The sequence below is a fragment of the Phenylobacterium sp. genome, assembly GCF_004799395.1.
In the GTDB taxonomy this organism is placed as follows: domain Bacteria; phylum Pseudomonadota; class Alphaproteobacteria; order Caulobacterales; family Caulobacteraceae; genus Phenylobacterium.
The window spans coordinates 1-25,022 of sequence record NZ_SSMZ01000190.1; the positions used below are offsets into that span (position 1 = coordinate 1).

Below are 25,022 nucleotides of genomic sequence, written 5' to 3' on the forward strand. Positions count from 1 at the left end.
CGTCCTTGCCACAGGCTAGGCGCTTCGACTGGTCGAACCTGGGCCTGCGCATCGCCTCGGGCGTGGTGCTGGTCCCGACGGCGCTCTACGCCACGCTCGGCCAGCACCAGCACTGGGTTCCGGCCCTGCAGGGGCGCCAGGAAGCCTTGCCCTATCTGCTGATGATCTCGGTCGGCGTGGCCCTGCTGTCTATCGAATGGGGCGGCATGAGTGCGCCCGGCGCGCCGGTGCGGGTCTCCGCGGCGGTGACTGCGGCGGTGCTGGCGGCGGTGTTCCTGGGGTACAAGGACCACTTCGTCCTGGGCTGGCTGGTCATTCCGGTGGGTGCGATCGCCGCGGCCCTGGTGGCGCGCGGCGTGGCCGAACGACCGGCCGACGCGGCCTATGGAGTCTTCTACATCGCGCCAGCAGCGCTGTGCCTGATCTGGCTTCGCGCGACCAACCAGGGCGTCTGGTGGGCGCTCATGCTGTTCGCCTGCACCTGGGGCGCCGACATCGGGGCTTTCGCCGTGGGCAGCACGCTGAAGGGACCCAAGCTCTGGCCCCGATTCTCGCCGAACAAGACCTGGTCCGGCTTCGTCGGCGGCCTTGCGGCCGCGATGGGGGCCGGGACGCTGATGGCCTCCTTGCCCTATTTCCAGCTCAGCCTCTGGGCCGCCGCGGTGATCGGATTGACCGTCGGCTTGGCCACCATGGCGGGCGACCTTTGGGAGTCAGCATTGAAACGAAGGTTCGGCGTCAAGGATTCCGGCGATATCATCCCCGGGCATGGCGGCCTGCTCGACCGCGTGGACGGCTTGATGTTCGCCGTCGTGGTGATGGCCGCAGCCCGCCTCGCCAATCACCTGGGATGGGGACATTGAGCCTTCCGCGTAAGATCAGCGTCTTGGGATCCACCGGTTCGGTGGGGGTCTCGACCCTCGACGTGCTCGAACAAGCCAAGGCCGAGGTCGAGGTGGTGGCGCTCGTCGCCGGCCGGAATGTGGATCGTCTGGCCGAGCAGGCGCTGCGATGGCGCCCGCAGATTACCGTCATCCAGGACGAGACCCTGCTGCCCGGTCTGCGCGAACGGCTGGCAGGCTCCGGCCTGGCGACGGCCGCCGGCGTCCAGGCGGTGACGCACGCGGCGGCCATGGAGGCCCATTGGGTGATGTCGGCCATCGTCGGCTTCGCGGGCCTGGCGCCGACCCTGGCTGCGGCGCGAACCGGGACCATCGTCGCCTTGGCCAACAAGGAGAGCCTGATCTGCGCCGGGCCCCAGCTGTTGCGCACGGCCAAGCAGGCCGGCGGGACGGTGATCCCGGTGGATTCCGAGCACTCCGCGATTTTCCAAGTCCTCGATCCGCAGAATGCGCACCACGTGGCGCGGTTAATCCTCACCGCCTCGGGCGGCCCCTTCCGCGGCTGGACCCGCGAGCAGATGGGCCGCGCAACTCGCGAGCAGGCGCTGAACCACCCCAATTGGAGCATGGGCGCCAAGATCACGATCGATTCGGCCACCATGATGAACAAGGGCCTGGAGGTGATCGAGGCGGCCTACCTCTTCGCCATGCCGCCCGAGAGGATCGACGTGGTGATCCACCCGCAGTCGATCGTCCACTCGCTCGTGGAATACGCCGACGGCTCGACGCTCGCCCAACTCGGCCCGCCGGACATGCGCGCGCCGATCGCCTGCGCCTACGCCTGGCCCGATCGGCTGCCCTGGCCCGCCGAGAAGCTCGACCTGGCCCGCGTCAGCCCACTGACCTTCGAAAACCCCGACCCTGAACGATTCCCGGCTCTGCGCATCGCCAAGGCCGCGCTCGCCGAGGGCGGCGCCGCGCCGGCCGCGATGAACGCCGCCGACGAGATCGCCGTCGCCGCCTTCCTGGGCGGACGGATCGGATTCCTTGATATTGCCGAAGTTGTCGAGGAAACGCTGTCGCGGATGGATCGCCAAGCCTTGCTCCGCACGCCTTCGAACGACCCGGTCGAGGCGGCCCGCCTGACAGATGCGACCGCGCGCCGCGTGGCGGACGAGGTGCTAAGTGGCGTTATGCCCCCGGTTCACGCATGACGCGTCCGAAGGAATAGACGGCCGATGCTAGGTCTCCTCGCCAACCTGCTGTTCTACATCATCCCCTTCCTGCTGATCGTGGGCGTGGTGGTGACGATCCACGAGTTCGGCCACTTCCTGGCGGGCAAGGCGGTGGGCGCGAAGATCGACCAGTTCTCGATCGGCTTCGGCAAGCCCATCGCCCATTGGGTCGACCGGTCGGGCGTGGAGTGGCGGCTGGGCTGGCTGCCGATCGGCGGCTTCGTGCGCTTCGCCGGCGACGACAATGCCGCCAGCGTGCCCGACACCGACGACCTCGACGCGCTGCGCCGCGAGGTGGTGACGCGGGAAGGCGAGGCGGCGCTCAGCCAGTATCATCAGTTCAAGCCGATCTGGCAGCGGGCCATCATCAGCGCCGCGGGTCCTGTGGCCAATTTCGTGTTGTCGATCGCGATCTTCGCGGGCGTGCTGCTGGCGCTCGGCGAGCCGATCGCCGCAGCCCGGATCGCCGCGGTCGTTCCCAACAAGCCCGCCGCCCGAGCCGGTTTCCAGTCGGGCGACCTCATCGTCCAGGTCGACGGCAGGCCGGTGAGATCGTTCGATACGGTGAAGCAGCTGATCATTCTGCGAACCGGCGTACCGATCAACTTCGTCGTCGAGCGCGGCGGCCGCCAAGTGTTGCTGACTGCAACACCGGTCCGCGGCCCCGTCACCGACGCGGTGGGCCATGTGCATCAACTCGGCACCGTGGGCATCCAGTTCGCCGACCTGCCGCAGGACCGCAAGGTCATTCGCTATGGGCCCGTCGAGGCGCTGGGCGCGGGCGTGGTCAAGACCGCCGACGTGGTGCAGACCACGGTCTACTACATCGGCCGGATGATCACTGGCCGCGAGACCGCCGAGCAGATTTCCGGCCCGCTGGGCATGGCGCAGATCTCCGGCGACCTTGCCAAACAGACTGCCGACCTGTCGAAGGACATCCCGACCTTCGCCATCAACGCCCTCCTGACCGCGCTCCTGCTGGTGGCCAATATCTCGGTCGGCATCGGATTCCTGAACCTGATGCCGATACCTGTGCTCGATGGGGGACACCTGCTGTTCTATGCGTATGAAGCGGTCGCTCGGCGCCCACTTGCTGCCAAGGTTCAAGCGGCAGGGTATCGCGTAGGCCTTGCGCTGGTTCTCGGTTTGATGTTGTTCGCCACCTGGAACGATCTGCAGCGCCTGCGTGTGTTCAATTTCATCGGCGGGCTATTCTCCTAACCCCCGACTTTTCCTCAACGGCTGATTCGATGCACAGACACCGCGCCCGTAGCGCTGCGCTAGGTTCCGGTCTTGCCGGTCTTTTGGCGACGACCGCACTAGTAAGCCCAGGGTTGGCGCTTGCGCAGGCTCCACCAGCCGCGCCGCCAGCGCCACCGCCGGCGGCCGCTGCTGCGCCAGCAACCGGTGCGCCCGTGGCCACGGCGCCTGCGCCTCAGGCTCCGCCGCCTCCGGCGCCGGTCCAGACCGGCGTGATCCAGCGCTTCGTCGTACGCGGCAACGAGCGCATCGAACCCACGACAGTGATCTCCTACCTGCCGATGACGGTGGGCGAGACGGTCGACCCGGCAAAGCTGGACGCGGGCGAAAAGGCGCTGGCCCGCACGCAGCTGTTCTCCGACGAGAAGATCGAGCTGAACAATGGCGACCTGATCATCACCGTCGTCGAGAACCCGATCATCAATCGGGTGCTCTTCGAGGGGAATTCCTCGATCAAGGAAGACAAGCTGAAGGACGAGGTGACCGTGCGTCCGCGCGGCATCTTCACCCGCGCCAAGGCGCAGGCCGACGTGGCGCGGATCATCGAGCTCTACCGCCGCGCCGGTCGGATCTCCGCAGAGGTGACGCCGCAGATCGTCGAGCTGCCGCAAAAACGCGTGGATCTGATCTTCAAGATCAACGAGGGCGCCAAGAGCGGCATCCTGCGCGTCAACTTCCTGGGCAACAAAGCCTTCTCGGACGATGACCTGCGCGACGTGATCGTCACCGAGCAAAGCCACTGGTACAAATTCTTCTCGTCCAACGCCAACTACGACCCCGACCGCCTGGAGTACGACAAGGAGCAGTTGCGCAAGTACTACCGCAACCGCGGCTTCTACGACTTCCGTGTGGCGTCCTCGGTGGCCGAGCTGTCGCCGGACAAGAACGGCTTCGTGGTGACCTACACCGTCGAAGAAGGGCCAGAGTACAAGTTCGGCAAGATCAGCGTCGAGACCGACCTCAAGAAGCTCGACAAGAACGTGCTTGAGGCCCTGGTGCCGTTCCGCAAAGGCGACATCTACCAGGACGAAAAGATCGAACAGGCGACCGACGCCCTGACCTTCGCCGCCGGGGCCGCGGGGTTCGCGTTCGTGGACGTGCGCCCTCGCTATGTGCCGGACCGGGCCAAGGGCACGGTCGACGTCACCTTCGACGTGAGGGAAGGCCCGCGCGTCTACGTCGACCGCATCGACATCGTCGGCAACACGCGCACCCTGGACTATGTCATTCGCCGCGAGATGAACGTCTCGGAAGGCGATGCGTACAACCGCGTGCTGGTCGACCGGTCGAAGAACCAGGTCAAGGCGCTTGGGTATTTCAAGGACGTCGAGATCACCGAGATCCCCGGGTCGGCCCCCGACCGCACGGGGCTGCAGGTGAAGGTCACCGAGCAACCGACAGGCGAACTTTCGTTCAGCGCCGGCTATTCGTCGGTGGACCAGCTGGTGGTCGACCTGGGCATCTCGGAACGCAATTTCCGCGGTCGCGGCGAGGATGTGCGCGCGCGCATCTCCATTGGCTATATCCGGTCGCAGATCGATGTTTCGTTCACCGAGCCCCGGTTCCTCGGCCGGGATCTGTCGGCCGGGTATGACGCCTTCTTCTACAAGTACGACCTGACCCAGTACTCGGCCTACAAGACCACCTCCGTCGGCACCGGCGTGCGGCTGAATTTCCCGCTGAGCCTGAATTCACGCGGCAGCCTGCGCTACACGCTTCGTGAAGACGACGTGCAGATCGATCCGACCTTCTGCGATCCGACCAACCTGATCGTCTCGACCTCGATCTGCGACCAGCGTGGTGATTTCCTAACCTCGTCGGTGGGTTACGGCTATCGGTTGGACCGCCGCAACGACGCGATCAATCCCACGCGCGGCTGGTATATCGACTTCAACCAGGACCTTGCGGGCCTGGGCGGCGACGTGAAGTACGTCCGCACCGAGGGCGAGGGCGGCTGGTATCACGGGTTCAACAAGACCTACATCCTCAGCATCACCGGCAGCGCCGGCGACATCGAGGGCTGGGGCGGCGACCACGTCCGGATCAACGACCGCTTCTACAAGGGGGGCAACAGCTTCCCGGGCTTCCAGACCGCCGGCATCGGTCCGCGCGACCTGACGTTCGCCCAAGAGGGCACGAACAGTCAGAACGACGCGCTGGGCGGCAAGGCCTACGCCATTGCGTCGGCCGAGCTGACCGTGCCGACCTTCCTGCCCGAGCAATACGGGATCAAGGCCGCGCTGTTCACCTATGTGGGCACCGAAGGCCTGCTGGACAGCTATGACAAGCGGACCACCGACACCACCACGGGGCTGATGATCGACAACCCAGAGATCAAGGACGACCTGGGCCTGCGCGCTTCTGCGGGCTTGAGCGTCTTCTGGAAATCGCCGATGGGACCGATCCGCTTCGACTTCAGTCAGATCCTGAAGAAAGAAACCTACGACATCACGGAAGTCTTCCGGTTCTCAACTTCAACCCGGTTCTAGGAATATCATGATCTCCAAGCCCATCGTCGCCGGCGTCTGCACTGCCGCCATCGCCCTGACCGCGGGCGCCAATGCGTTCGCCCAAGCTCCCGCTCCGGCTGCGGTCCCGCCGCAAGCCGTGACCCACGGACCGCCGTTGACCGGCGTCTGCATCTTCTCCTTCGAGAACGCCATCCAGACCTCGACGGTGGGCCATGCGGTGGACCTGCGGATGCAGCAGATCGTGGCCCAAGTGAACGCCGAGCTCACCTCCGAGAAGACGGCGATCGACAACGAGGCCAAAGCGCTCGACGCGCGCCGCGCCACGCTCGATCAGGCGACGCTGGAAAGCCAGGCCTCGCAACTGCAGATCCGCGCCAACGCCCTGCAGCGCAAGGTTCAGCTTCGCGACCGCGAAGTGCAAGCCACCGAACAGAAGGCCGTCGCGCGCATCAGCCAGGAACTGGAGCCCTTCGTGCGCCAGACGTACCAGTCCAAGGCGTGCAGCATCCTGCTGCAGCGCAGCGCGGTGATCATCGGCAATCCGGCCATGGACATCACCCCCGGGGTGGTGGCCGGCCTGAACGGCAAGATCACCCAGCTCACCTTTGAGCGCGAACACCTCGACCAGCCGGGCGCGCCCGGCGCGGCCGCAGGCGCTCCGCCGATCGTCCAGACCCCCGGTCCCGCGCGCACTGCGGCTCCGCCGACGAAGAAGTAGGCCGTCTTGGAAGGCGCGGGTCGCCGCATCGAAACCATGCCCGATCCGCGCTTCTTCGAAGACCTTGGCCCCGTCACCCTGTCCGACCTTGCGGCCCTGACCGGGGCGCAGCTCGCTGACGCCTCGACGGGCGCCCGGCAGGTGAGGGCGGTCTCGGTGATGACCGGCGCCGCGGCCGACACCGTCACCTTCGCGACCGACCGCAAGTTCATCGAGCAGGCCGGGATGACGCTGGCCGGAGCCTGCTTCGTCCGGTCCGATTCCGTCGATGCACTGCCGACCGGCTGCGCGGCCCTGGTGATGGCGTCGCCCCAGCTGGGCTATGCGCTCGCCGCCGCGCGTCTACACCGCCCGCGCTTCGTCACCGGCGAGAAGGGCGTCCACCCGACCGCCGAGATCGAGGCGCAGGTCGAGCTGGGACCGGGCGTGGTGATCGGAGCCGGCGCGCAGGTGGGGCGCGGCACGCGGATCGGCGCCAACACCGTCATCGGCCCCGGCGTGGCGATCGGGCGCGATTGCGAGATTTCAGCCAGCGTGACCATCGGGTTTGCGCTGATCGGCGACCGGGTGCGGATCCTGGCCGGTGCGCGCATCGGAGAGGCGGGGTTCGGGGCCACGGCGGGACCCAAGGGCCTGGTGGACATTCCGCAGCTCGGCCGCGCCATCCTGCAGGACGGCGTGACGATCGGGGCCAACAGCTGCGTCGACAGAGGCGCCTTCGACGACACGGTGATGGGCGAGAACACCAAGATCGACAACCTGGTGCAGATCGGCCACAACGTCCGGGTCGGACGTAACTGCGTTATGGCCGCCTACACGGGGATTTCCGGCAGCGTCACCATAGGCGATGGCGTTCAGTTCGGAGGCCGCGCGGGCGTGGCCGATCACCTGCACGTCGGCGACGGCGCGCGCATTACGGCGGCGGCTGGCGTCATCAAGGATGTTCCGGCCGGCGAGACCTGGGGCGGCTACCCGGCTCGGCCGATCCGGCAATGGATGCGGGAAACCGCGTGGCTCGCCCGGCAGGCGAGCCGCAAGGAAGGGAATTCATGAGCCGCAAGGCGCCGGTGAGCGATGCTCCCACCGAAATCGACATCAATGAGGTCATGGCGCGGATTCCGCATCGCTATCCCTTTCTGCTGGTCGACAGGTGCGAGGAGTACGTTGAGAACCTCTCGATCGTTGGCGTCAAATGCGTGAGCGTGAACGAGCCCTTCTTCCAAGGCCACTTTCCGCACTATCCGGTGATGCCCGGCGTGTTGATCGTCGAAGCCATGGCCCAGACCAGCGCGGTCCTGATGTCGAAGTCGCTGAACGTCGATGTCGCGGACAAGGCGATCTTCTTCATGTCGCTGGACAACTGCCGTTTCCGCGCCCCGGTGCGCCCAGGCGCGGTGATGCGCCTGCCCGTCGAGGTCACCCGCGCGCGCGGCGACATCTTCAAATTCAAAGGCCGCGCCCTGGTCGATGACAAGGTCGCCGCCGAGGCGGAGTGGGCGGCTATGGTGGTGGACACGAAGTGAGCGTTGATATCCATCCGACGGCCATCGTCGCCACCGGCGCCGAGATCGCCGACGGCGTGAGCATCGGACCCTATTGCATCATCGGCGAGCACGCGCGGATCGGCGCGCGCACGACGTTGGCCAGCCACGTGGTCATCGAAGGTCACACGCGGGTCGGCGAGGATTGCACGGTCCGCAATTTCGCCAATCTCGGCGGGCCGCCGCACCACACCGGCTACAATGGCGAACCCACCGAGCTGGTGATCGGCGACCGCAACAAGCTCTGGGAGCATGTGACGATGCATATCGGCACGCCCCAGGCTGGCGGCGTGACCCGGGTCGGCGACGACGGCATGTATATGGCCACCAGCCATGTGGGCCACGACTGCACGGTGGGCGACAACGTGATCCTGGCGCACTCGGCGACCCTGGGCGGTCATGTCCAAATCGGCGACTTCGTGATGGTGAGTGGCCTGGCGGCGGTGCACCAGTACTGCCGCGTCGGACGCTATTCGTTCATCGGCGGACTGGCCGCGGTGACCAAGGACGTGATCCCCTACGGCCTGGTGTGGGGTAATCACGCCCACCTCGAAGGGCTGAACCTGGTGGGCCTGAAGCGCCGCGACTTCGGCCGCGATACGATCGGTGAACTTCGCTCGGCCTACCGCCTGCTGTTCGCCGAGGAGGGCACCTTCCAGGAGCGGATCGACGACACCGCCGCCACCTTCGGCCATTCCGCGCCGGTGATGGAGATCATCGACTTTATCCGCGCCGACGCCGGGCGGCCGCTCTGCCTGCCCGAACGCGAGGTCTAGGTGCAGAAGCTCGGCCTGATCGCCGGGGGCGGAAGCCTGCCGGTGGAGATCGCCGAGCATTGCCAGCGGTCCGGCCGGCCTCTGTTCGTCATCCGCCTGAAGGGTTTCGCTGGCGAGGGGCTCGAACCCTACGCCGGAGCCGAGGTCGGCCTGGCTGAGCTCGGCAAGTGCTTCAAGGCGCTGAAGCGCGCCGGCTGCCATTCGGTCTGCCTGGCGGGTAACGTGGCGCGGCCGGACTTCGCCACCCTGATGCCGGACCTGCGCGGCCTCGCCGCCCTTCCGGCGGCGATCGCCGCGGCGCGCCAGGGCGACGACGCCCTACTGCGTATGCTGGTGGCCGAATTCGAAAAGGAAGGCTTCGCCGTGGAAGGCGCGCATGAGGTGATGGACGACCTCAGCCTGGGCGCCGGGCCCCTGGGACGTATCGCTCCGGAGCCGGAAAGCGCGGCCGACATTCGACAGGCCATGGATGTCGCCCGCGCCATCGGCCTCCTCGACGCCGGCCAGGCCGCCGTGGTCTGCCGGGGTCTCGTGCTCGGCCTGGAGGCCGCCGAGGGCACAGACGCCCTGCTGGCCCGGGTCGCCGACCTGCCCGAGGCGCTTCGCGGGCGTCCGGGCGCGCCGGCTGGCGTGCTGGCCAAGGCGCCCAAGCCCACCCAGGAAAGGCGGGTCGACCTGCCCACCATCGGCCCCGCCACCGTCGAGGGCGTCGCCCGGGCGGGCCTGGCGGGCATTGTGGGCGAGGCGGGACATCTGCTGGTGCTGGACCGCGAAGCGGTGACGGCGCTGGCCGACGAGTTGGGCGTGTTCATCCTGGGCGTGGACGCGCCAGCCTCGTGAGCGCAACCACAAAGCGCCCCCTGAGCGTCATGCTGGTGGCGGCCGAGGCTTCGGGCGATGACCGTGGCGCGGGCCTGGCAAGGGCCCTGAAGGCGCGCCTGGGAGCGGACGGCGTCCGCTTCGTCGGGGTCGGCGGCGAGCGGATGGCCGCGGAGGGCGTACAAAGTCCCTTCGATATCTCCGACATCTCCATCCTGGGCCTCGCTGAGGCTCTGCTCGCCTATCCTCGGGTCGTGCGCCGCGCCGACGAGACCGCAGCGCTCGCCCTGCGGGAAAAGCCGGACGTGGCCGTGCTGATCGATTCCTGGGGCTTCACCTTGAGGGTCGCGCAGCGGCTGCGGCGACAGGCGCCGGACCTGCCCCTGATCAAATATGTGGGACCCCAGGTCTGGGCGACGCGACCGGGCCGGGCCAGGACGCTGGCGGCCACAGTCGACCATTTGCTGTCGATCCACGCCTTTGATGCGTCCTATTTCGAAGCCGAGGGCCTGCCGGTGACCTTCGTCGGTAACTCGGCCCTGAGTGTCGACTTCTCGAAGGCTGAGCCGGCGCGGCTGCGCAGGCAGATCGGCGCCAAGTCGGCCGATCCGATCCTCATCGTCCTGCCCGGGAGCCGCCCTGGGGAGATCGAGCGCATGCTGCCGCCCTTCGAGGACGCGGTAAGCCGCCTGAAGGAGACCCACCCCAATCTGCAGGTGGTGGTTCCCGCCGCGCCCACCGTGGCCGAGACGGTCAAGTCGCGGGTGGCCGGCTGGCCGCACCGGGCCCATGTGATCGAGGGGGACCAAGGCAAGCACGACGCCATGAAGGCCGCCACCGTCGCCATGGCTTGCTCCGGCACTGTGACGACGGAACTCGCGCAGGCCGGCGTCCCCATGGTCATCGGCTATCGCCTGGGCCCCGTGACCGCCTGGATCATCCTGCGGTTCTTGCTGCGCACGAAGTGGGTCACCCTGTTCAACATCGCCGCCCGCCAGTTCATCGCCCCGGAACTGATCCAGGACGACTGCACCGGCGAACGACTGGCCGAAGAGATCGCCCTGCGCCTTGACGACAAGGCCCTGCGCGACCGCCAGATCGCCGCCCAGTTCGACGCCCTCGACAAGATGGGCCGCGGCGGGCCTGACCCTTCGGAGGCGGCCGCCGAGGCGGTGCTGAAGATCGTGGCGGCGCGGCGCCTCTAGGGCGCCTTGGCGGTCCCGAAGGGCGCGCCGCGAAGCTGGGCGTAGACGCCATCGAAGATCTTCAGGGTCGCGAGCTCCGGCGGCGGGCCTGCCGCAATCAGGTCGTTCAGGCGCAGGATCGCGCCGTCATCCGCCTTGAACCGCGGCCACGCCGGCCGTCCGGGCCCGTTGGGGTCGCCGCGCTTGGCGAAATCGACCCAATAGCCCGCCATGGCGTCGGCCAGCTTGCGGTCGGCGGACGTCCAGGTCCAGGTCTCCTGGTCAAGGTGGTCGAAAACGTACCAGAGCTCGGCGAAGTGCGAGGCGCCCCAGTCCGCGCGGACCGAGCCCGCCGGGAAGGGCGGGCGGCGTTCGAAACGGTAGACGTAGGCGGGCGGTCCGGCGCGGGCCTGCAGCCGCGCCCAGGTCCAGTCATCCCAGGCGAACCTCAGGTCGCGCTCGAAGCCGGTTCGCGCCTGGACGGCCTGGGCGTCGTCCGCGTGCGGATAGGCGTCGATCATGGCGCTCGGCAGTGGTCCGAAGGCCTTGCGGATGTCCTGGGTGAAGGTGGCGGCGCGCACGCTTCCAAGATCGGTCAGCGAGCGCGGCTCCTCGGCATTCCACCCGACCAACACCGGCACGCGCGCCTGCTTGCCCGCCACGAAGGCGTCGTAGGGCGACAAGGGCAGGGCGTATGGCTCGACGACGGGATGGGTGACCTTGCCCGCCTCTCCGTGCAGAAGCGCAGCGCCGGGCAGGCGGCGAAGCTCGGCGACGGAGCTCGCGCCGACGGACTTGGCGTAGCTCACGCCATCGCGTTCGGCCACGGAGAGGCTGTAGCTGGGCGCCAGCTGCAGGGGTTCGAACAGCCCGCCGCTTTCGCCGATCGCGCCCTGGAACAGGCCTTGGGCCAAGGGCGAGGCCATCAGCATGCTCACCGACATGGCGCCGGCCGACTGGCCGAAGATCGTCACCCGGCCGGGATCGCCTCCGAAGGCCGCGATGTTGCGCTTCACCCAGGCGAGCGCCGCGATCTGGTCCAACAGGCCGTAGTTTCCGGAGCTATGGTGCGGCGATTCCGCGGTGAGCTCCGGGTGGGCCAGATACCCGAGGGCGCCCAGGCGATAGGCGACAGTCACGACGACCACGCCGCGCCTGGCCAGCCGGTCGCCCCAGTAGAGCGGGAGCGAAGTCGCGCCGTTGGCGTAGCCGCCGCCTGGAATGAACACCATTACCGGCGATTGGCCACGGGGACGCTTCGCCGACGCCCAGACGTTCAGGTAAAGGCAATCCTCGTCGGTCCTGGGGTCCGGCTCGCCGGCCATTGAGACCCCAAGTTGGAGGCAGGCCGGGGCGAAGGCTGTGGCATCGCGAATGCCTTTCCAGCGTTGGACCGGCTGCGGCTCACGCCAGCGCAGCAGCCCCAACGGCGGAGCGGCGTAGGGCACGCCTTCATAGGCCGCGATCCCATTGGCGGTCGAGCCGCGTAGCCGCCCAGTGTCCGTGCTGACCGTCGCGGCCAAGGCCAGGATGGGCGCCGCCGTCAGGATCGCGGCCAGCGCCGCCATTCGCCGTCTCATTGTTCGCCTCGCGCTTTCGGGTCTGCATCGGAGTCTGGCGGGGCGGCGCGAGCTGCGATAGCCGCCGGCCCCGCAACTCGTCCCGGGCCATGAACACATCGTCACAATTCACCCGATGGACGCCAGGCGGGCGCGCTCCCACACTGCCGGCCATGCGCCCGACCGTCACCGCCGCCACCCTAGATCTCCGCCACGCCGCCCGCCGGGGCGCGCAGGACCTGGGATTGGGCTTCCTATATTGGCTGGGATTCGTCCTGGTCCTCGAGCCGGACAATCTGATGCGCTGGACACCGCCCGATGCAGCGGCGTGGCTGCACGAGGCGCTGCGCCTGTTCGGGGCGAGCCTGCTGGGTGCGGCCGCGACCCCGGCGATCCTGGCCCTCACCCGACGGGCGCCAATCGAAGCGCCCTTCGTCTGGCGGCGGGGCTTGCTGCACTTGGCCTTCAATCTAGCCATGACCTTCGCGCTGATCGTGGCCTCCTGCCTACTGGCGCGGGTTCTGCCGCATTCGGCGCATCGGCCGCTGATGCGCGACATCGCCGAGCAACTGGGCGCCAATGGCGCGTTGGTCGCCGCATGGATCGCCGGCCTGACCGCGCTCGCCCATGCCGCCCGCAATCATCATCGCCGCAACTTCGCCGTCGACGGGGCCGCTGCCGGCCTGGCGGTCCGCCAGCGCGGACACTTCACCCGCCTGGACCTGTCGCAGGTCGCGTGGATCGAGACCCAAGGCAACTATTTGGCCCTGCATGGCGCGGCAGGAGCCACTTTGCTTCGCCGAACCGCCAAGAGCCTGGAGCCCGAGCTTGACCCCAGCCGGTTCATCCGTATCCACCGCCGCGCCATCGTCGCCCTGGACGCCGTGAAGGTGGTGACGCCGCTCCCCGCCGGCGATGCGCTTCTTCGCCTGAAGACAGGCGAAACCCTACGCGTCAGCCGAAGTTGCCGCGCGCGGCTTCACCAGGCCTTGGAGAGCGTTGGCTAGCGCTTGTCGACCGGGACGTACGGGCGTTCGAGCGCGCCGGTGTAGAGCTGGCGCGGGCGGCCGATCTTGTAGGCCGGATCCTCGATCATCTCTTTCCACTGGCTGATCCAGCCGACGGTGCGGGCCACGGCGAACAGCACCGTGAACATCTCGGCCGGGAAGCCCAGGGCGCGCAACGTGATGCCCGAGTAGAAGTCGACGTTGGGATAGAGCTTGCGCTCGATGAAGTACTCGTCGGAAAGCGCGATGCGCTCGAGCTCCAGGGCGACCTTCAGCAACGGATCGTCGGCGTCGCCGACCTCGTCCAGCACCTCATGGCAGGTCTTCTGCATCACCGTCGCGCGGGGATCGTAGTTCTTGTAGACGCGGTGGCCGAAGCCCATCAACCGGTAGCGGCGGTCCTTCACACCCTGGATGTATTCGGGGATCTTATCGACCGTCCCGATCTCCTTGAGCATGTTGAGCGCTTCTTCGTTGGCCCCGCCGTGCGCGGGCCCCCATAGGCAGGCGATGCCGGCGGCGATGCAGGCGAAGGGATTGGCGCCCGACGAGCCGGCGAGACGCACGGTGGACGTCGAGGCGTTCTGCTCGTGGTCGGCGTGCAGGATGAAAATCCGGTCCATCGCCCTGGTCAGCACCGGATTGGGCTTCCAGTCCTCGGCCGGAACCGAGAAGCACATGCGCAGGAAGTTCTCCGCGTAGGAGAGGTCGTTGCGCGGATGCACGAAGGGCTGGCCCTGGAAGTATTTGAAGGCCCGCGCAGCGATCGTCGGCATCTTGGCGATCAGGCGGTGCGCCGAGATCATGCGCTGCTCGGGATCGTTGATGTCTGTGCTGTCGTGATAGAAGGCCGAGAGGGCGCCGACCGCACCCGTCATGATCGCCATCGGGTGAGCATCCCGACGGAAGCCTTGGAAAAACCTATCGAACTGCTCATGCAGCATGGTGTGATAGGTGATTGTGTGCTCGAACTCGGTGAACTGCGCCGCGGTCGGCAGCTCGCCGTGCAGCAGCAGGTAGCAGGTGTCGAGGAAGGTCGACTTCTCGGCCAGTTCGCCGATCTTGTAGCCGCGGTGGAGCAGGATGCCCGCGTCGCCATCGATGTAGGTGATCTTGCTTTCGCAACTGGCGGTCGAGGTGAAGCCAGGATCGTAGGTGAAGGCGTCGCTCTCGGCGTAGAATTTGCGAATGTCGACGACATCCGGACCCGTCGTGCCCTTCAAGATGGGCAGGTCGATGGTCTTGCCGCCGATGCTGATCTTCGCCGTGTCGGCCATGCCTGTCCCCTTCGGTGAATTGGGATGAAACGCCTGTTCGGACGGCTTATAGCGCGTTAGCCGCCAAGCGAAAGCGCATCGTCGAGACGGGCCAAGCTTTCGTCTTTCCCGAGTGAAACAAGGGCGCCGGCGAGGTCCGGCGCCGGCGTACCGCCGGAGAGCGCGGCGCGCAGGGCCGGGCCGAATTTGCCCATGCCGACGCCCTCGCTTTCGGCGAAGCCGCGATTGACGTTTTCGAGAGTCGGCACGTCCCACGTGGGGGCCGCTGCAAGGGCGGTGCGCAATCGACCAAGTCGCGCGCGGGTCTCGTCGTTGACCACCAATTCTCGGGCCTTGTCGGTGAAAGCCAACGGCCGGCGGCTCAGCGCAAACACCGTGGCGTCCGCCAATTCCAGCGTCGTCTTGGCGCCGTCGCGGACGAAGGGGATCACGTGGGCCAGCTGCGCCAGATGGCCATCGTGCAGGGGGAAATCGCGGCTCCTGTGGATCGCGGCCACCAAGCCCGCCAGCCGGGCCGGATCGGCCTGGCGGATGTAGTGGTTGTTGAGGTGGTTGAGCTTTGCCCAATCGAGGCGCGCAGGCGCGCCGACCACGTCCTTGATATCGAACCAGCCGATGGCCTGTTCGTCGGAGAAGATCTCGTCGTCGCCGTGTCCCCAGCCGAGCTTGGCCAGGTAGTTGCGCATCGCCTCGGGCAGGTAGCCCATGTCGGCGAACTCGCTGACCGCCTGCGCCCCGTGGCGCTTCGAGAGCTTCGTCCCGTCGGGCCCATGGATCAGCGGCAGGTGCGCCCAGACCGGCGGCGCCCAACCAAGTCCTTGGTAGATCAGGGTCTGGCGCGCGGCATTGTTCAGGTGGTCGTCTCCACGGATCACGTGGGTCACGCCCATCTCGTGATCGTCCACCACGACGGCCAGGTTGTAGGTCGGCGAGCCGTCGGTGCGTAGCAGGATCAGGTCATCCAGGTCCTTGTTCTGGAAGACGACGCGGCCCTTCACCTGGTCGTCGATCACCGTTTCGCCCTCGATCGGCGCCTTCAGCCGCACCACGAAGGGACGGTCCGGCGCGTCGTTGGGCGAGTGATCGCGCCAGGGCGAGCGCACGACGCGCCCTTCGGCCCGTGCGTTCGTACGCTCGGTCTCGAGCTCGTCAGGGGTCATGTAGTCGCGATAGGCCGAACCGCGGGCCAGCATCTCGTCCACGGCCTTGACGTGCCGATCGGCGCGGGCGGCCTGAAAGACCGGGGTCTCGTCGGCTTCCAGGCCCAGCCACGCCAGGCCGTCGAAGATCACCTGGACCGCAGCCTCGGTGGAGCGCTCCCGGTCGGTGTCTTCGACGCGCAAAAGGAACTTCCCACCCGTGTGGCGTGCATAAAGCCAGTTGAACAGCGCCGTCCTGGCCGTGCCAATGTGCATGGCGCCGGTCGGCGAGGGAGCGATACGGGTGACGACGGAGCTGTCGGACATAGAGTTTGAAAGACCTGGAGACGCTGCGGCGGGGGACGCCGGGGCGGCGCCTCTTAACACGCCGCCCAAGGTGCGTCCTAGCCTCGCGGACGCCGGCCGGTGGCTCCGCGAACAAGGCGCACGGCAGTCGATGCGCTGGACGCTGTGGACGCCGGTGGCGTTCGGATGCGGTGCGGGCCTCGACTTCGCCCTTAGGCGCGGGCCGGGCAAGGGGCGGATTGTCTGGGCGCAGGACCTGCGTGGGCGCCGTCCCTGGACCTGGGGACCCGATCCGAGGTTCGCGCCGTGATGTTCACCAAGCGGCTGCGCGAGCCGGTCATACGCGGCGAGGTCACCTGCAGCGTGCGCATCTGGCGAAGCGCGCGCGTCAAGGCGGGCGGCCGCTATCCGCTGGGCGCCGGCTACATCGAGGTGACCTCTGTCCGCGAGATTACGCTGGCCGACGTGACGCCGGATCTCGCCCGGAGGTCCGGGTTCCTGGGCGTCGTCGATCTGTTGAAAGTGGCCAAGCACGGGCCCGGCGAACGGGTGTTTCTCGTGGAGTTCGCCTACCACGCCGCCTGATGGCGAAGATGGAGCCCCAGCCCGCGAGGCTGAGGCTCCGGAGGCAAGCGCTACTTCTTCGCGGCGTCCTTGTCCGCCTTGGCGGTGTCCTTGGCCGCGGCAGTGCTCGCGTCGGCGGCCTTGTCCGCATGCGTGGTGGCCAGCTTGGAAGCATCGGTGGCGGCGGCCGAGTCAGCCTTGGCGGCGTCCGCGCTCGGCGCAGCGGCGGCGGCCGAGGCGTCCTTCGCGGCGGTGTCCGCCGCAGAGCTGGCGGCGGCCGATTCGGCGTTGGCCTTGGTGGTGTCGTCCGCGGCCTTTTCGGCCGGCTTGTTGCAGGCCGCGACGGCCAGACTCAGGGCGGCAATCGCCGAAAGCGTGATGAAACGCATGGTTTGGATCTCTCCCTTGGGACTTCGCGTGCCGCGAAGCCTTCGTAGTCGTGGGTCTGGATAAGCGACCCACCCCGCCCGGTCGAAACGCCGGACTAAGGCCGAGGTTGCTCCGAATCCCCCAGGAGAGACAGCGGTTCTAATGGTAACGGCGGATCAGGCCGACCAGCTTGCCCTGCACGGCGACCTGATCGGGACCGAAGATGCGGGTCTCGTAGGCTGGATTGGCGGCCTCCAGCGCGATCGACGCGCCCTTCTTGCGAAGGCGCTTCAGAGTGGCTTCCTCGCCCATGACCAAGGCAACAACGATGTCGCCGGAAGTGGCGGTGTCGCCCTTGCGGATGACCACGAAGTCACCGTCCAGGATGCCGGCGTTGATCATCGAGTCGCCCTGGATCTCCAAAACGAAGTGCTCGCCAGCTCCCAGCATGCTTTCCGCCACCGGAATACGGTCGCGTTCCTGCTGGATGGCCTCGATGGGCGTACCGGCGGCGATCTTGCCAAGGATCGGCAGGTCGCGAGTGTCGTTGGCGGCGACTGGCGCAGAGGGCCCGCCGTCGACGATCTGAGGCTTGAAGGGCGACCGGCCCTTGGGCGGGGCGGCCATGGTGGCCTGTTGCGGCAGCTTCACCACCTCCAGCGCCCGGGCCCGGTGAGGCAGGCGGCGCAGGAAGCCGCGCTCCTCGAGCGCGGTGATCAGCCGGTGGATGCCGGACTTCGAGGCCAGGTCCAACGCCTCCTTCATCTCGTCGAAGGAGGGCGATACGCCGCTTTCCTTGATCCGCTCATGAATGAACATGAGCAGCTCGTGTTGCTTACGGGTGAGCATCGAACGGACCCTCGGTTAAGGCGCGAGAACAAAGCGCTAACGCTTGCCGATGTTCTCTAGGTGTTCCGTATTAATGTCAAGTTACGGCCGGCGTCGCTGAAACTTCAACGGATTTTCCGGCGCGATGCTTAATGGCCGCCCGACTCAGGCGGTGAGCAGCGCCCGGGTGGCGGCGGCCACATCGGCCTGTCGCATCAGGCTCTCGCCGACCAGCATCGCCTTGGCGCCCGATCGCTCCAGCCGCGCCGCGTCCCGGGCGGTGAAGATCCCGCTCTCGGTGACGAGCAAGGCTCCGACCGGCGCGGCGGCGGCCAGTCGCTCGGTGATCGAAAGATCAACCTCAAAGGTCCGCAGGTTGCGATTATTGACGCCCACCAGATCGGCCTTGAGCGCCGCGGCGCGCGCGAGCTCCGCCTCGTCGTGGGTTTCGACCAGCACGTCCATGCCGTGGGCGTGGGCGGCTTCCATCAGGTCGGAGGCCAAGGTGTCGTCGACCATGGCGAGGATCACCAGGATGGCGTCGGCGCCGAGGGCCCGGCTTTCCGCCACCTGCCAGGGATCGACCAGGAATTCTTTACGCAGGCAGGGCAGGCCGGTCGCCATCCGCGCCATCACCAGATAGTCGTCGGCGCCCTGGAAGCTCGGCGCGTCCGTCAGCACCGACAGGCAGGTCGCGCCGCCGTCCTCGTAGGCATGCGCCAGGGCGGACGGCTCGAAGTCCTCGCGGATCACCCCGCGCGAGGGCGAAGCCTTCTTTATCTCAGCGATCAGCGCCAGGCGGCCGGGGCCGTGGGCGCGCTCCAGGGCCTTGCGGAACCCGCGAGGCTGGGAGACTTCGCGCGCGGCGGCCTCGACGGAGGCCAGCGGCCGCGCCGCCTTGCGCGTGGCGACCTCCTCGCGCTTGTAGGCGGCGATCCGCTCCAGGATATCGCTCATGCGCCGCCCAGCGCCTTCAGCTTGTCGAGCGCGCCCTGGGCCCGGCCGTCGTCGATCACCGCGGCGGCGAGGTCGACCCCTTCGCGCAGGGTCTCGACGGTCTCTCCGACCAGGAACGCGGCAGCCGCGTTCAGCAGCACGATATCGCGATAGGGGCCGCTCTGGCCGGTCAGCAGCTGGCTAAGCGCCCGGGCGTTCTGCTTGGGTGTGCCGCCGGTGAGATCGGCGAGCGCCGCGCGTGGCAGGCCCACAGCTTCCGGGGTGACGGTGAACAGGCGCACCTGGCCATCGCGCAGCTCCGCGACGCTCGTCTCGCCCGTGGTGGTCATCTCATCCATGCCGCCGCCGTGCACCACCCACGCGCGCTCCGAGCCCAGGGCCTTGAGCGCCTCGGCGGTCGGCATGACCCAGCGCTCGGCGAAGACCCCGACCACCTGGCGCTGGGCGTGGGCCGGATTGGTCAGCGGGCCCAGCAGGTTGAAGATCGTCCGGAAGCCGAGCTCCGCACGGATCGGCGAGACGTGGCGCATGGCCCCATGGTGGGCCGGGGCGAACATGAAGCAGATGCCGGCTTCGTCCAGCGCCTGCAGCTGCCGGTCGGCCGGCATGGCGATGTCGACGCCGAGTTCGCTCAGCACGTCGGCCGTGCCCGACTTCGACGAGAGCGCGCGGTTACCATGCTTGGCGACCTTCAGGCCGCCGCCGGCCGCCACGAAGCCCACGGCCGTGGAGACGTTCAGGGTGTGCAGACCGTCGCCCCCGGTGCCGCAAACGTCGATGGTGGGGTAGGGCGGCTCGATGTGGACGGCGGCTTTGCGCATGGCGCGCGCGCAGGCGACGATCTCGCCCAGAGTCTCGCCGCGCATGCGCATTGCGGTGAGCGCCGCGCCCACCTGGGCCGGCGTGGGTTCGCCCCGCAGGCAGGCGTCGAAGAAGTCGCCGGCATTGTCTTCGGACAGGGTGCCGCCGTCGGCGAGCAGGCTCAGCAGGGGCTTGAAGGCGTCGGACATGCTGGCGCGTTCAGACCTGCGCCAGGCGCCTCACGCCGGCGATCTCGAGGAAGTTGGCCAGCAGGTCGTAGCCGCATTCCGTGGCGATCGATTCCGGATGGAACTGCACGCCGTGGACGGGCCGGGTCCTGTGCTGGACGCCCATGATCTCGCCGTCCTCGGTCCAGGCGGTGACCTCCAGGTCGCTCGGCAGGTCCTCCTTGCGCACCGACAGGCTGTGATAGCGCGTGGCGGTGAAGGGATTTTTCAGGCCGGCGAAGACGCCCTTGCCGTCATGATGGATCTGACTGGTCTTGCCGTGCATCAGCGCCTTGGCGTGGATCACCGCCCCGCCATAGGCCTGGCCGATCGATTGGTGGCCCAGGCAGACGCCGAAGATCGGCAGGTCGGCCGGCGCGGCCTTGAGCAGCGCCAGGCAGATGCCCGCATCGCTCGGCGTTTTGGGTCCCGGTGACAGCAGGACGCCCTGCGGCTTCTGGCCCAAGGCCTGCTGCACGGTGAGCGCGTCGTTGCGCACAACATGCGTCTCCGCGCCCAGTTCATTGAGGTAATGAACGAGGTTGTAGGTGAAGCTGTCGTAGTTATCGATCACCAGGATCATGCCGGCCCCGCTCCTTGACCCGAGCCTTATTCCGCCGTCCAGCCGCCGTCCACCGACAGATTGGCGCCGGTGATCTGCTTGGCCGCGTCGCCGCAGAGGAAGACGACGATGGCGGCGACCTCATCGACGGTGACGAACTGCTTGGTGGGCTGGCTGTCCAGGAGGACGTCGTTGATCACCTGGTCACGGGTCAGGCCGCGGGCCTTCATGGTGTCGGGTATCTGGTTCTCCACCAGGGGCGTCCAGACATAGCCGGGGCTGATGCAGTTGACCGTCACGCCGTGGGTGGCGAGCTCCAGGGCGGCGGTCTTCGTCAGACCCGCGATGCCGTGCTTGGCGGCCACATAGGCGGACTTGAACGGCGAGGCGACCAGGCTGTGGGCCGAGGCCGTCGAGATGATCCGGCCCCAGCCGCGCTTCTTCATCCCCGGGATCGCCGCGCGCATGCAGTGGAAGGCCGAGGACAGGTTGATGGCGATGATCTGGTCCCATTTCTCGATCGGGAACTCCTCGATCGGAGAGACGAACTGGATGCCGGCGTTGTTCATCAGCACGTCCACCGAGCCAAAGGTGGACTCGGCCAGCGCGATCATGGCGGCGATCTCGTCGGGCTTGGTCATGTCGGCCGGAGAGTGGATGCACTTCACGCCGTACTCGGACTCGATGGCGGCGCGCTCCTTCTCGATGTCCTCGGGCTTACCGAAGCCGTTGATCAGGACATTGGCGCCTTCGGCGGCCAGGGCACGGGCGATAGCCAGGCCGATGCCGCTGGTCGAGCCGGTGACCACGGCGGTCTTGGATTTCAGGATCATGGGGGTGTCCTCGTCCTAGGGGTTGGTTCGGTCGGGATTGGCGTCGAGGCCGGGGTCGACGCTCACTGCGCCGCCGGGTCCCGGCTTCGGCGGATTGTGCGTCCGGCGTTGCACCGAGCGCTCGCCGTCGGCCAGGCCTGAGGCCCAGTGGTCGAGCATGGTCTGCCGTGAGAACTCGACGTCCTTGAAGCTGCCCTCGTAGGCCCGATCGCGGTAGATCAGCTGCACCACAATCACCGAAGGTTCCTTGGCGAAGTCACTGAGAAGCTGGATCTCCGGGTCTTCGACCATCTCCTGCGGCAGCGTCTTGAGCAGCCCGGCCAAGCTGGTCTTCAGCCGGTGGATGCGAAGCTGGGCGTCGGTGTTCAGGCGTGTCCGGCTGGAGTAGCGGATGTCCTTCTCACGCTCGGCCGCCTCTTGAATCGTCTTGGGCATAGGGCCGCGCGCGTTGAACAGGTCCACCTGGTAGATCACCAGGTCCTCCTGCTGGTCCTGGTCGAGGACGTACTCCAAGGGTGTGTTGGAGACGAGGCCGCCATCCCAGTACCACTCACCCTCGATCTCGATGGGGGGAAAGCCTGGCGGCAGGGCGCCGGAGGCCATGATGTGCTGCGGGCCGATCTTCTGGTGGGCGTTGTCGAAGTAGGCGAAGTTTCCGGTGCGGATATTGACCGCGCCGACGCTCAGGCGGGTCTCGCGGGCGTTGATGCGGTCGAAGTCGACAAGCCGCTCCAGCGTCTCGGTCAGCGGCCCGGTGTCGTAGAAGCTGAGCGCCTCCGGCCCGCCGCCGGACAGCAGCAGGGGTGAAATGGTCCGCGGCGCAAAAAACCCAGGCACCCCTGCGGTCATGGCCCAGCCGATGCTGGCGTCGCCTAGCAGGCCGCGGAAGAGATCAGTGGTGTTGGGAGGGCCAAACGACCAACCGGAGGTCACCAGGGTCCAGAACTCCTGCAGCCGCTCAAGGCGCTTTTCCGGCGCGTTGCCGGCGATGATGGCGGCATTGATCGCGCCGATGGAGATGCCGGCGATCCAGTCGGGCTCGGGCCCCGCGCGATTCAGCGCCTCGTAGACGCCGGCTTGGTAGGAGCCCAGCGCTCCTCCGCCTTGCAGGACCAGGACACGGCGAGGTTCAGCTGGCGTCACAGGATCAGACAGCGTCCAGAGGGTGAGGATTGGGGGACGTGACCATATTGCACCGCACAATGACCGCCATGTGGCGCCGCCGATTGCGCGGCACAAGCCCAGGCGCGATCCTCAATCCATGGTCGGTATCGATTCTGCCCTGAATTCAGAGGAAATGGACCGCGTCCGGACGCTGCTCGAGACGCCCAAGCGTCCTGAGCGCATGTGGCCGGTCGTCGGCGCGGCGGTTCTGCTGGCGATCTCGGCGCTCACCTTCGCCACGGCCATGATCCTCGCGCCCCCACTGACCAGCGAGCACATCGCCCATCAGCGTGGCGTGGATTAGACGAATCGCCAGCTTTCCTCGGCCGCGCGGCGCAGCGCACGGGCCTTGTGCAGGGTCTCTTCGTACTCGGCGTTGGGATCGCTGTCGGCGACCACGCCGCCGCCGGCCTGGACGTACATGGTCCCGTCCTTGAAGAGCGCGGTCCGCAGGACAATGCAGGTGTCGACCGAGCCGTCGGCGCCGAAATAGCCAACGCCCCCAGCGTAGCCCAGGCCGCGCTTCTCGATCTCCAGCTCGTCGATGATCTCCATGGCCCGCACCTTGGGTGCGCCGGAAAGGGTGCCGGCGGGAAGCGCCGCCATCACCACATCGACCGGATCGAGGCCCTCGGGCGCATCGCCTTCGACGTTGGAGACCAGGTGCATCACGTGGCTGTAGCGTTCGACGAAGAAGCTGGCGGTCACCCGCACCCGCGGCGCCTGGCGGGTCTGCGGCGGCTCATTGGCGCCGGGCGCTTTCAGCATTGCCACCCGGCCCACGTCGTTGCGGCCCAGGTCCAGCAGCATCAGATGCTCGGCGCGCTCCTTGGGATCGGAGACCAGCTCCTGCTCCAGCGCCGCGTCCTCGGCCGGCGTCGCCCCGCGCGGACGCGTGCCAGCGATCGGGCGGATGGTGATCTTGCCGTCGCGCAGCCGCACCAGGATTTCCGGCGAGGAGCCCGCCAGCTGGAAATCGCCGAAATTCAGATAGAACAGGAAGGGCGAAGGATTGGTGCGACGCAGCGAACGGTAGAGCGCGAAGGGATCGCGTTTGAACGGGCTGCGGAAGCGGTGGCTCGGCACGACCTGGAAGACGTCGCCGGCGCGGACGTAGTCCTTGGCCTGGTCGACGATCTCGCAATAGCGCTCGCGGCTGACCGGCGAGACGAAGGCGTCGGGCTCGGGCACGCCGTCGCCGGCCAGCGGCGGGGCCGGCCGCTTCAGATCGGCCATCACCGCGGCGATGCGAGCCTGCGCGGCCGCATGGGCGTCCTCCGGCGAGACGGCGCCGGGACGAACCGGGGTCACCAGGATGATCTCCTGGGCGATGGCGTCGAAGATCGCCACGATGCCGGGGCGGGTCATGACGCCGTCAGGCAGTCCGAGGGGGTCCGGGTTGACGTCGGGAAGGTGCTCGACCAGCCGGATCATGTCGTAGCCGATGGCGCCGAACAGCCCCGCTGACGGCGGCGGCAGACCGGGCGGCATCTCGATCCGTGAGGCGGCGACCAGGTCGCGCAGGCTGTCCAGGGCCCCGCCGGGCTGGGGGGCGAAGCGTCCCGCGGCGATATCCTCGCCCTTAGCCACTTCGGCCTGATCGCCCCGGCAGCGCCAGACCAGGTCCGGGTTGAGGGTGATGATCGAATAGCGCGCCCGGAAGGCGCCGCCCTCGACGCTTTCGAACAGGAAGGCGTAGGGCCGTCCCTGGCCGATCTTCAGGTAGGCCGAGACGGGCGTTTCCAGATCGTCGATCAGGCGGGTCCAGACGAGCTGGGGACGGCCCGCCCGGTATGCCTGCTCGAAAGCCGGATACGCAGGCTCGATGGTCATTTCGCCAGCGGCGCCTTGCCCGGAGCGGTCGTCTTGCCCGCGGCGGCCTTCGGATCGATCGGCTCCAGGCCGATCGCCTCGCGGGCCTTGTTGGCGTCGATGGTCACCTTGATCTCGCGCCGCGCGGCAGTGTGGGCGCTTTCGCCCAGTTCGCGGACGAAACCGCTGCTCATCTGCGGGCGCAGCTGTTCGGAAGTCTGGGCCAGGGTCGCGGCATCGGGGACATGCACGGCTTCGAGTTTGCCGACCACGAAGCCGAAGTGGCTGTTCTGGGCGGTGAAGACGTCGCCGGTGCGCGAGGTGAAGAGCTTGGCCAGCATGTCCTGCGACAGGGTCTGGTTCTGGCCGGCGTTGCGGCGGTCGATGCCGGGAACCTGAACGACGCTGGAGCCGGCGGAGGCGGCGACCGCCTCCAGGCTCTCGCCCTTCTTGATCCGCGCCGCGAGGCCGTCGGCCTTGGCCTGCATGGCCCGCACCAGCTCGCGTTGGGTCCAGGCGCGGGTCAGCATCGGCTTGATCTCGTCGAACGGCGGCAGGGCGGCCGGCTGGATCTTCTCCACGCGGACGGCGAAGAACTCGCCGTTACCGGCGTCCTCGACCTCGCTCTCGCCGCCGGCGGGCAGGGCCCAGGCGGTCTCCATGAGCTTCGGGCTCAGACCCTGGACCGGCTGGCCGGTGAGATCGCGGCCGCCTTGCGAGACCGGACCGATGGTGGCTGTGGGCACGCCGGCCTTGGCCGCCGCGGCGGCC

At 67.7% G+C, this 25,022-nt stretch carries 25 protein-coding genes; 13 read left to right on the top strand and 12 right to left on the bottom strand.

Annotation, left to right across the window (positions count from 1 at the left end; translation table 11 throughout):
- Nucleotides 1-5: 5 nt before the first annotated feature.
- From E8A12_RS12470 to lpxB, 10 genes are read left to right on the top strand one after another with little or no spacing between them, the layout of a single operon-like run.
- Nucleotides 6-863, top strand: a complete 858-nt coding sequence (locus E8A12_RS12470; RefSeq protein WP_293369214.1) for a phosphatidate cytidylyltransferase — start codon at nucleotides 6-8, stop codon at nucleotides 861-863.
- Nucleotides 851-2,056 (top strand): 1-deoxy-D-xylulose-5-phosphate reductoisomerase, encoded by a 1,206-nt coding sequence (locus E8A12_RS12475; protein WP_293369172.1) that lies wholly within the window; start codon nucleotides 851-853, stop codon nucleotides 2,054-2,056. The genes E8A12_RS12470 and E8A12_RS12475 overlap by 13 nt, the downstream gene beginning before the upstream one ends.
- Nucleotides 2,057-2,080: 24 nt before the next feature.
- On the top strand, nucleotides 2,081-3,298 hold the full coding sequence (locus E8A12_RS12480; RefSeq protein WP_293369174.1) for an RIP metalloprotease: 1,218 nt from the start codon (nucleotides 2,081-2,083) through the stop codon (nucleotides 3,296-3,298).
- A 29-nt stretch (nucleotides 3,299-3,327) separates the two neighbouring features.
- Nucleotides 3,328-5,826 carry an outer membrane protein assembly factor BamA gene (gene bamA / locus E8A12_RS12485; protein ID WP_293369176.1) on the top strand — a complete coding sequence of 833 codons (2,499 nt, stop codon included), beginning with the start codon at nucleotides 3,328-3,330 and terminating at the stop codon, nucleotides 5,824-5,826.
- A gap of 7 nt (nucleotides 5,827-5,833) precedes the next feature.
- On the top strand, nucleotides 5,834-6,526 hold the full coding sequence (locus E8A12_RS12490; protein ID WP_363212068.1) for an OmpH family outer membrane protein: 693 nt from the start codon (nucleotides 5,834-5,836) through the stop codon (nucleotides 6,524-6,526).
- Nucleotides 6,527-6,562: 36 nt separating this feature from the next.
- Entirely contained in the window at nucleotides 6,563-7,579 is a 1,017-nt protein-coding gene (lpxD, locus tag E8A12_RS12495) for a UDP-3-O-(3-hydroxymyristoyl)glucosamine N-acyltransferase (protein WP_293369217.1), read from the top strand.
- On the top strand, nucleotides 7,576-8,049 hold the full coding sequence (gene fabZ, locus E8A12_RS12500; RefSeq protein ID WP_293369178.1) for a 3-hydroxyacyl-ACP dehydratase FabZ: 474 nt from the start codon (nucleotides 7,576-7,578) through the stop codon (nucleotides 8,047-8,049). The genes lpxD and fabZ overlap by 4 nt, the downstream gene beginning before the upstream one ends.
- Entirely contained in the window at nucleotides 8,046-8,843 is a 798-nt protein-coding gene (gene lpxA / locus E8A12_RS12505; protein WP_293369180.1) for an acyl-ACP--UDP-N-acetylglucosamine O-acyltransferase, read from the top strand. Before fabZ ends, lpxA begins: the two co-directional genes overlap by 4 nt.
- A complete protein-coding gene (gene lpxI / locus E8A12_RS12510; RefSeq protein WP_293369182.1) occupies nucleotides 8,844-9,683 on the top strand; it encodes a UDP-2,3-diacylglucosamine diphosphatase LpxI in 840 nt (279 codons plus the stop codon). It abuts the gene before it with no gap.
- The gene (gene lpxB, locus E8A12_RS12515; RefSeq protein ID WP_293369184.1) at nucleotides 9,680-10,867 is read left to right on the top strand and encodes a lipid-A-disaccharide synthase; all 1,188 of its coding nucleotides are present in this window, start codon (nucleotides 9,680-9,682) and stop codon (nucleotides 10,865-10,867) included. Before lpxI ends, lpxB begins: the two co-directional genes overlap by 4 nt.
- On the opposite strand, the gene E8A12_RS12520 is transcribed toward lpxB, so the two are convergent.
- Complete coding sequence (locus tag E8A12_RS12520) at nucleotides 10,864-12,414, bottom strand: carboxylesterase family protein (RefSeq protein ID WP_293369186.1); 1,551 nt, start codon at nucleotides 12,412-12,414, stop codon at nucleotides 10,864-10,866. The two genes, lpxB and E8A12_RS12520, sit on opposite strands and share 4 nt — an antisense overlap.
- A 164-nt stretch (nucleotides 12,415-12,578) precedes the next feature.
- Here E8A12_RS12520 and E8A12_RS12525 point away from each other — a divergent pair, with 164 nt between their 5' ends.
- Nucleotides 12,579-13,412 carry a LytTR family DNA-binding domain-containing protein gene (locus E8A12_RS12525; RefSeq protein ID WP_293369188.1) on the top strand — a complete coding sequence of 278 codons (834 nt, stop codon included), beginning with the start codon at nucleotides 12,579-12,581 and terminating at the stop codon, nucleotides 13,410-13,412.
- On the opposite strand, the gene gltA is transcribed toward E8A12_RS12525, so the two are convergent.
- Nucleotides 13,409-14,689, bottom strand: coding sequence for a citrate synthase (gene gltA / locus E8A12_RS12530; protein WP_293369190.1), 1,281 nt, complete (start codon nucleotides 14,687-14,689; stop codon nucleotides 13,409-13,411). The two genes, E8A12_RS12525 and gltA, sit on opposite strands and share 4 nt — an antisense overlap.
- Before the next feature lie 56 nt (nucleotides 14,690-14,745).
- Entirely contained in the window at nucleotides 14,746-16,155 is a 1,410-nt protein-coding gene (gene gltX / locus E8A12_RS12535) for a glutamate--tRNA ligase (RefSeq protein ID WP_293369192.1), read from the bottom strand.
- A 285-nt stretch (nucleotides 16,156-16,440) separates the two neighbouring features.
- On the opposite strand from gltX, the gene E8A12_RS12540 reads away from it, so the two are divergent.
- A complete protein-coding gene (locus E8A12_RS12540) occupies nucleotides 16,441-16,719 on the top strand; it encodes a hypothetical protein (protein WP_293369194.1) in 279 nt (92 codons plus the stop codon).
- Nucleotides 16,720-16,769: 50 nt separating this feature from the next.
- Here the strand turns inward: E8A12_RS12540 and E8A12_RS12545 are convergent, their stop codons facing one another.
- From E8A12_RS12545 to E8A12_RS12575, 7 genes are all read right to left on the bottom strand, one after another.
- Complete coding sequence (locus E8A12_RS12545) at nucleotides 16,770-17,087, bottom strand: hypothetical protein (RefSeq protein WP_293369196.1); 318 nt, start codon at nucleotides 17,085-17,087, stop codon at nucleotides 16,770-16,772.
- A gap of 139 nt (nucleotides 17,088-17,226) precedes the next feature.
- Nucleotides 17,227-17,916 carry a transcriptional repressor LexA gene (gene lexA / locus E8A12_RS12550; protein WP_293369198.1) on the bottom strand — a complete coding sequence of 230 codons (690 nt, stop codon included), beginning with the start codon at nucleotides 17,914-17,916 and terminating at the stop codon, nucleotides 17,227-17,229.
- Between the two features lie 144 nt (nucleotides 17,917-18,060).
- Entirely contained in the window at nucleotides 18,061-18,852 is a 792-nt protein-coding gene (gene trpC / locus E8A12_RS12555; protein ID WP_293369200.1) for an indole-3-glycerol phosphate synthase TrpC, read from the bottom strand.
- Nucleotides 18,849-19,862 carry an anthranilate phosphoribosyltransferase gene (gene trpD, locus E8A12_RS12560; protein ID WP_293369202.1) on the bottom strand — a complete coding sequence of 338 codons (1,014 nt, stop codon included), beginning with the start codon at nucleotides 19,860-19,862 and terminating at the stop codon, nucleotides 18,849-18,851. Before trpD ends, trpC begins: the two co-directional genes overlap by 4 nt.
- Nucleotides 19,863-19,872: 10 nt before the next feature.
- Entirely contained in the window at nucleotides 19,873-20,463 is a 591-nt protein-coding gene (locus tag E8A12_RS12565) for an aminodeoxychorismate/anthranilate synthase component II (protein WP_293369204.1), read from the bottom strand.
- 26 nt (nucleotides 20,464-20,489) lie between these two features.
- Nucleotides 20,490-21,275 (bottom strand): 3-hydroxybutyrate dehydrogenase, encoded by a 786-nt coding sequence (locus E8A12_RS12570; RefSeq protein ID WP_293369206.1) that lies wholly within the window; start codon nucleotides 21,273-21,275, stop codon nucleotides 20,490-20,492.
- 15 nt (nucleotides 21,276-21,290) lie between these two features.
- Nucleotides 21,291-22,418, bottom strand: a complete 1,128-nt coding sequence (locus E8A12_RS12575; protein WP_293369208.1) for a patatin-like phospholipase family protein — start codon at nucleotides 22,416-22,418, stop codon at nucleotides 21,291-21,293.
- A 154-nt stretch (nucleotides 22,419-22,572) separates the two neighbouring features.
- Here E8A12_RS12575 and E8A12_RS12580 point away from each other — a divergent pair, with 154 nt between their 5' ends.
- Entirely contained in the window at nucleotides 22,573-22,743 is a 171-nt protein-coding gene (locus E8A12_RS12580) for a hypothetical protein (protein ID WP_293369210.1), read from the top strand.
- Here E8A12_RS12580 and trpE read toward each other — a convergent pair.
- A complete protein-coding gene (gene trpE, locus E8A12_RS12585) occupies nucleotides 22,740-24,272 on the bottom strand; it encodes an anthranilate synthase component I (RefSeq protein WP_293369212.1) in 1,533 nt (510 codons plus the stop codon). The genes E8A12_RS12580 and trpE overlap by 4 nt on opposite strands.
- Nucleotides 24,269-25,022 (bottom strand): peptidyl-prolyl cis-trans isomerase (locus E8A12_RS12590; RefSeq protein WP_363212076.1); only part of this gene is annotated, 754 nt, incomplete at its 5' end. The genes trpE and E8A12_RS12590, both read right to left, overlap by 4 nt.

Excerpts from the sequence above, each read along its gene's own strand:
- E8A12_RS12565 (WP_293369204.1), bottom strand. The coding sequence starts at position 20,463 with ATGATCCTGGTGATCGATAACTACGACAGCTTCACCTACAACCTCGTT.
- E8A12_RS12545 (WP_293369196.1), bottom strand. The coding sequence starts at position 17,087 with ATGCGTTTCATCACGCTTTCGGCGATTGCCGCCCTGAGTCTGGCCGTC.
- trpD (WP_293369202.1), bottom strand. The coding sequence starts at position 19,862 with ATGTCCGACGCCTTCAAGCCCCTGCTGAGCCTGCTCGCCGACGGCGGC.
- gltX (WP_293369192.1), bottom strand. The coding sequence starts at position 16,155 with ATGTCCGACAGCTCCGTCGTCACCCGTATCGCTCCCTCGCCGACCGGC.
- E8A12_RS12525 (WP_293369188.1), top strand. The coding sequence starts at position 12,579 with ATGCGCCCGACCGTCACCGCCGCCACCCTAGATCTCCGCCACGCCGCC.
- E8A12_RS12520 (WP_293369186.1), bottom strand. The coding sequence starts at position 12,414 with ATGGCGGCGCTGGCCGCGATCCTGACGGCGGCGCCCATCCTGGCCTTG.
- fabZ (WP_293369178.1), top strand. The coding sequence starts at position 7,576 with ATGAGCCGCAAGGCGCCGGTGAGCGATGCTCCCACCGAAATCGACATC.
- E8A12_RS12580 (WP_293369210.1), top strand. The coding sequence starts at position 22,573 with ATGGACCGCGTCCGGACGCTGCTCGAGACGCCCAAGCGTCCTGAGCGC.
- bamA (WP_293369176.1), top strand. The coding sequence starts at position 3,328 with ATGCACAGACACCGCGCCCGTAGCGCTGCGCTAGGTTCCGGTCTTGCC.
- E8A12_RS12480 (WP_293369174.1), top strand. The coding sequence starts at position 2,081 with ATGCTAGGTCTCCTCGCCAACCTGCTGTTCTACATCATCCCCTTCCTG.
- E8A12_RS12570 (WP_293369206.1), bottom strand. The coding sequence starts at position 21,275 with ATGATCCTGAAATCCAAGACCGCCGTGGTCACCGGCTCGACCAGCGGC.
- trpE (WP_293369212.1), bottom strand. The coding sequence starts at position 24,272 with ATGACCATCGAGCCTGCGTATCCGGCTTTCGAGCAGGCATACCGGGCG.
- E8A12_RS12490 (WP_363212068.1), top strand. The coding sequence starts at position 5,834 with ATGATCTCCAAGCCCATCGTCGCCGGCGTCTGCACTGCCGCCATCGCC.
- trpC (WP_293369200.1), bottom strand. The coding sequence starts at position 18,852 with ATGAGCGATATCCTGGAGCGGATCGCCGCCTACAAGCGCGAGGAGGTC.
- gltA (WP_293369190.1), bottom strand. The coding sequence starts at position 14,689 with ATGGCCGACACGGCGAAGATCAGCATCGGCGGCAAGACCATCGACCTG.
- lpxD (WP_293369217.1), top strand. The coding sequence starts at position 6,563 with ATGCCCGATCCGCGCTTCTTCGAAGACCTTGGCCCCGTCACCCTGTCC.
- lexA (WP_293369198.1), bottom strand. The coding sequence starts at position 17,916 with ATGCTCACCCGTAAGCAACACGAGCTGCTCATGTTCATTCATGAGCGG.
- E8A12_RS12475 (WP_293369172.1), top strand. The coding sequence starts at position 851 with ATGGGGACATTGAGCCTTCCGCGTAAGATCAGCGTCTTGGGATCCACC.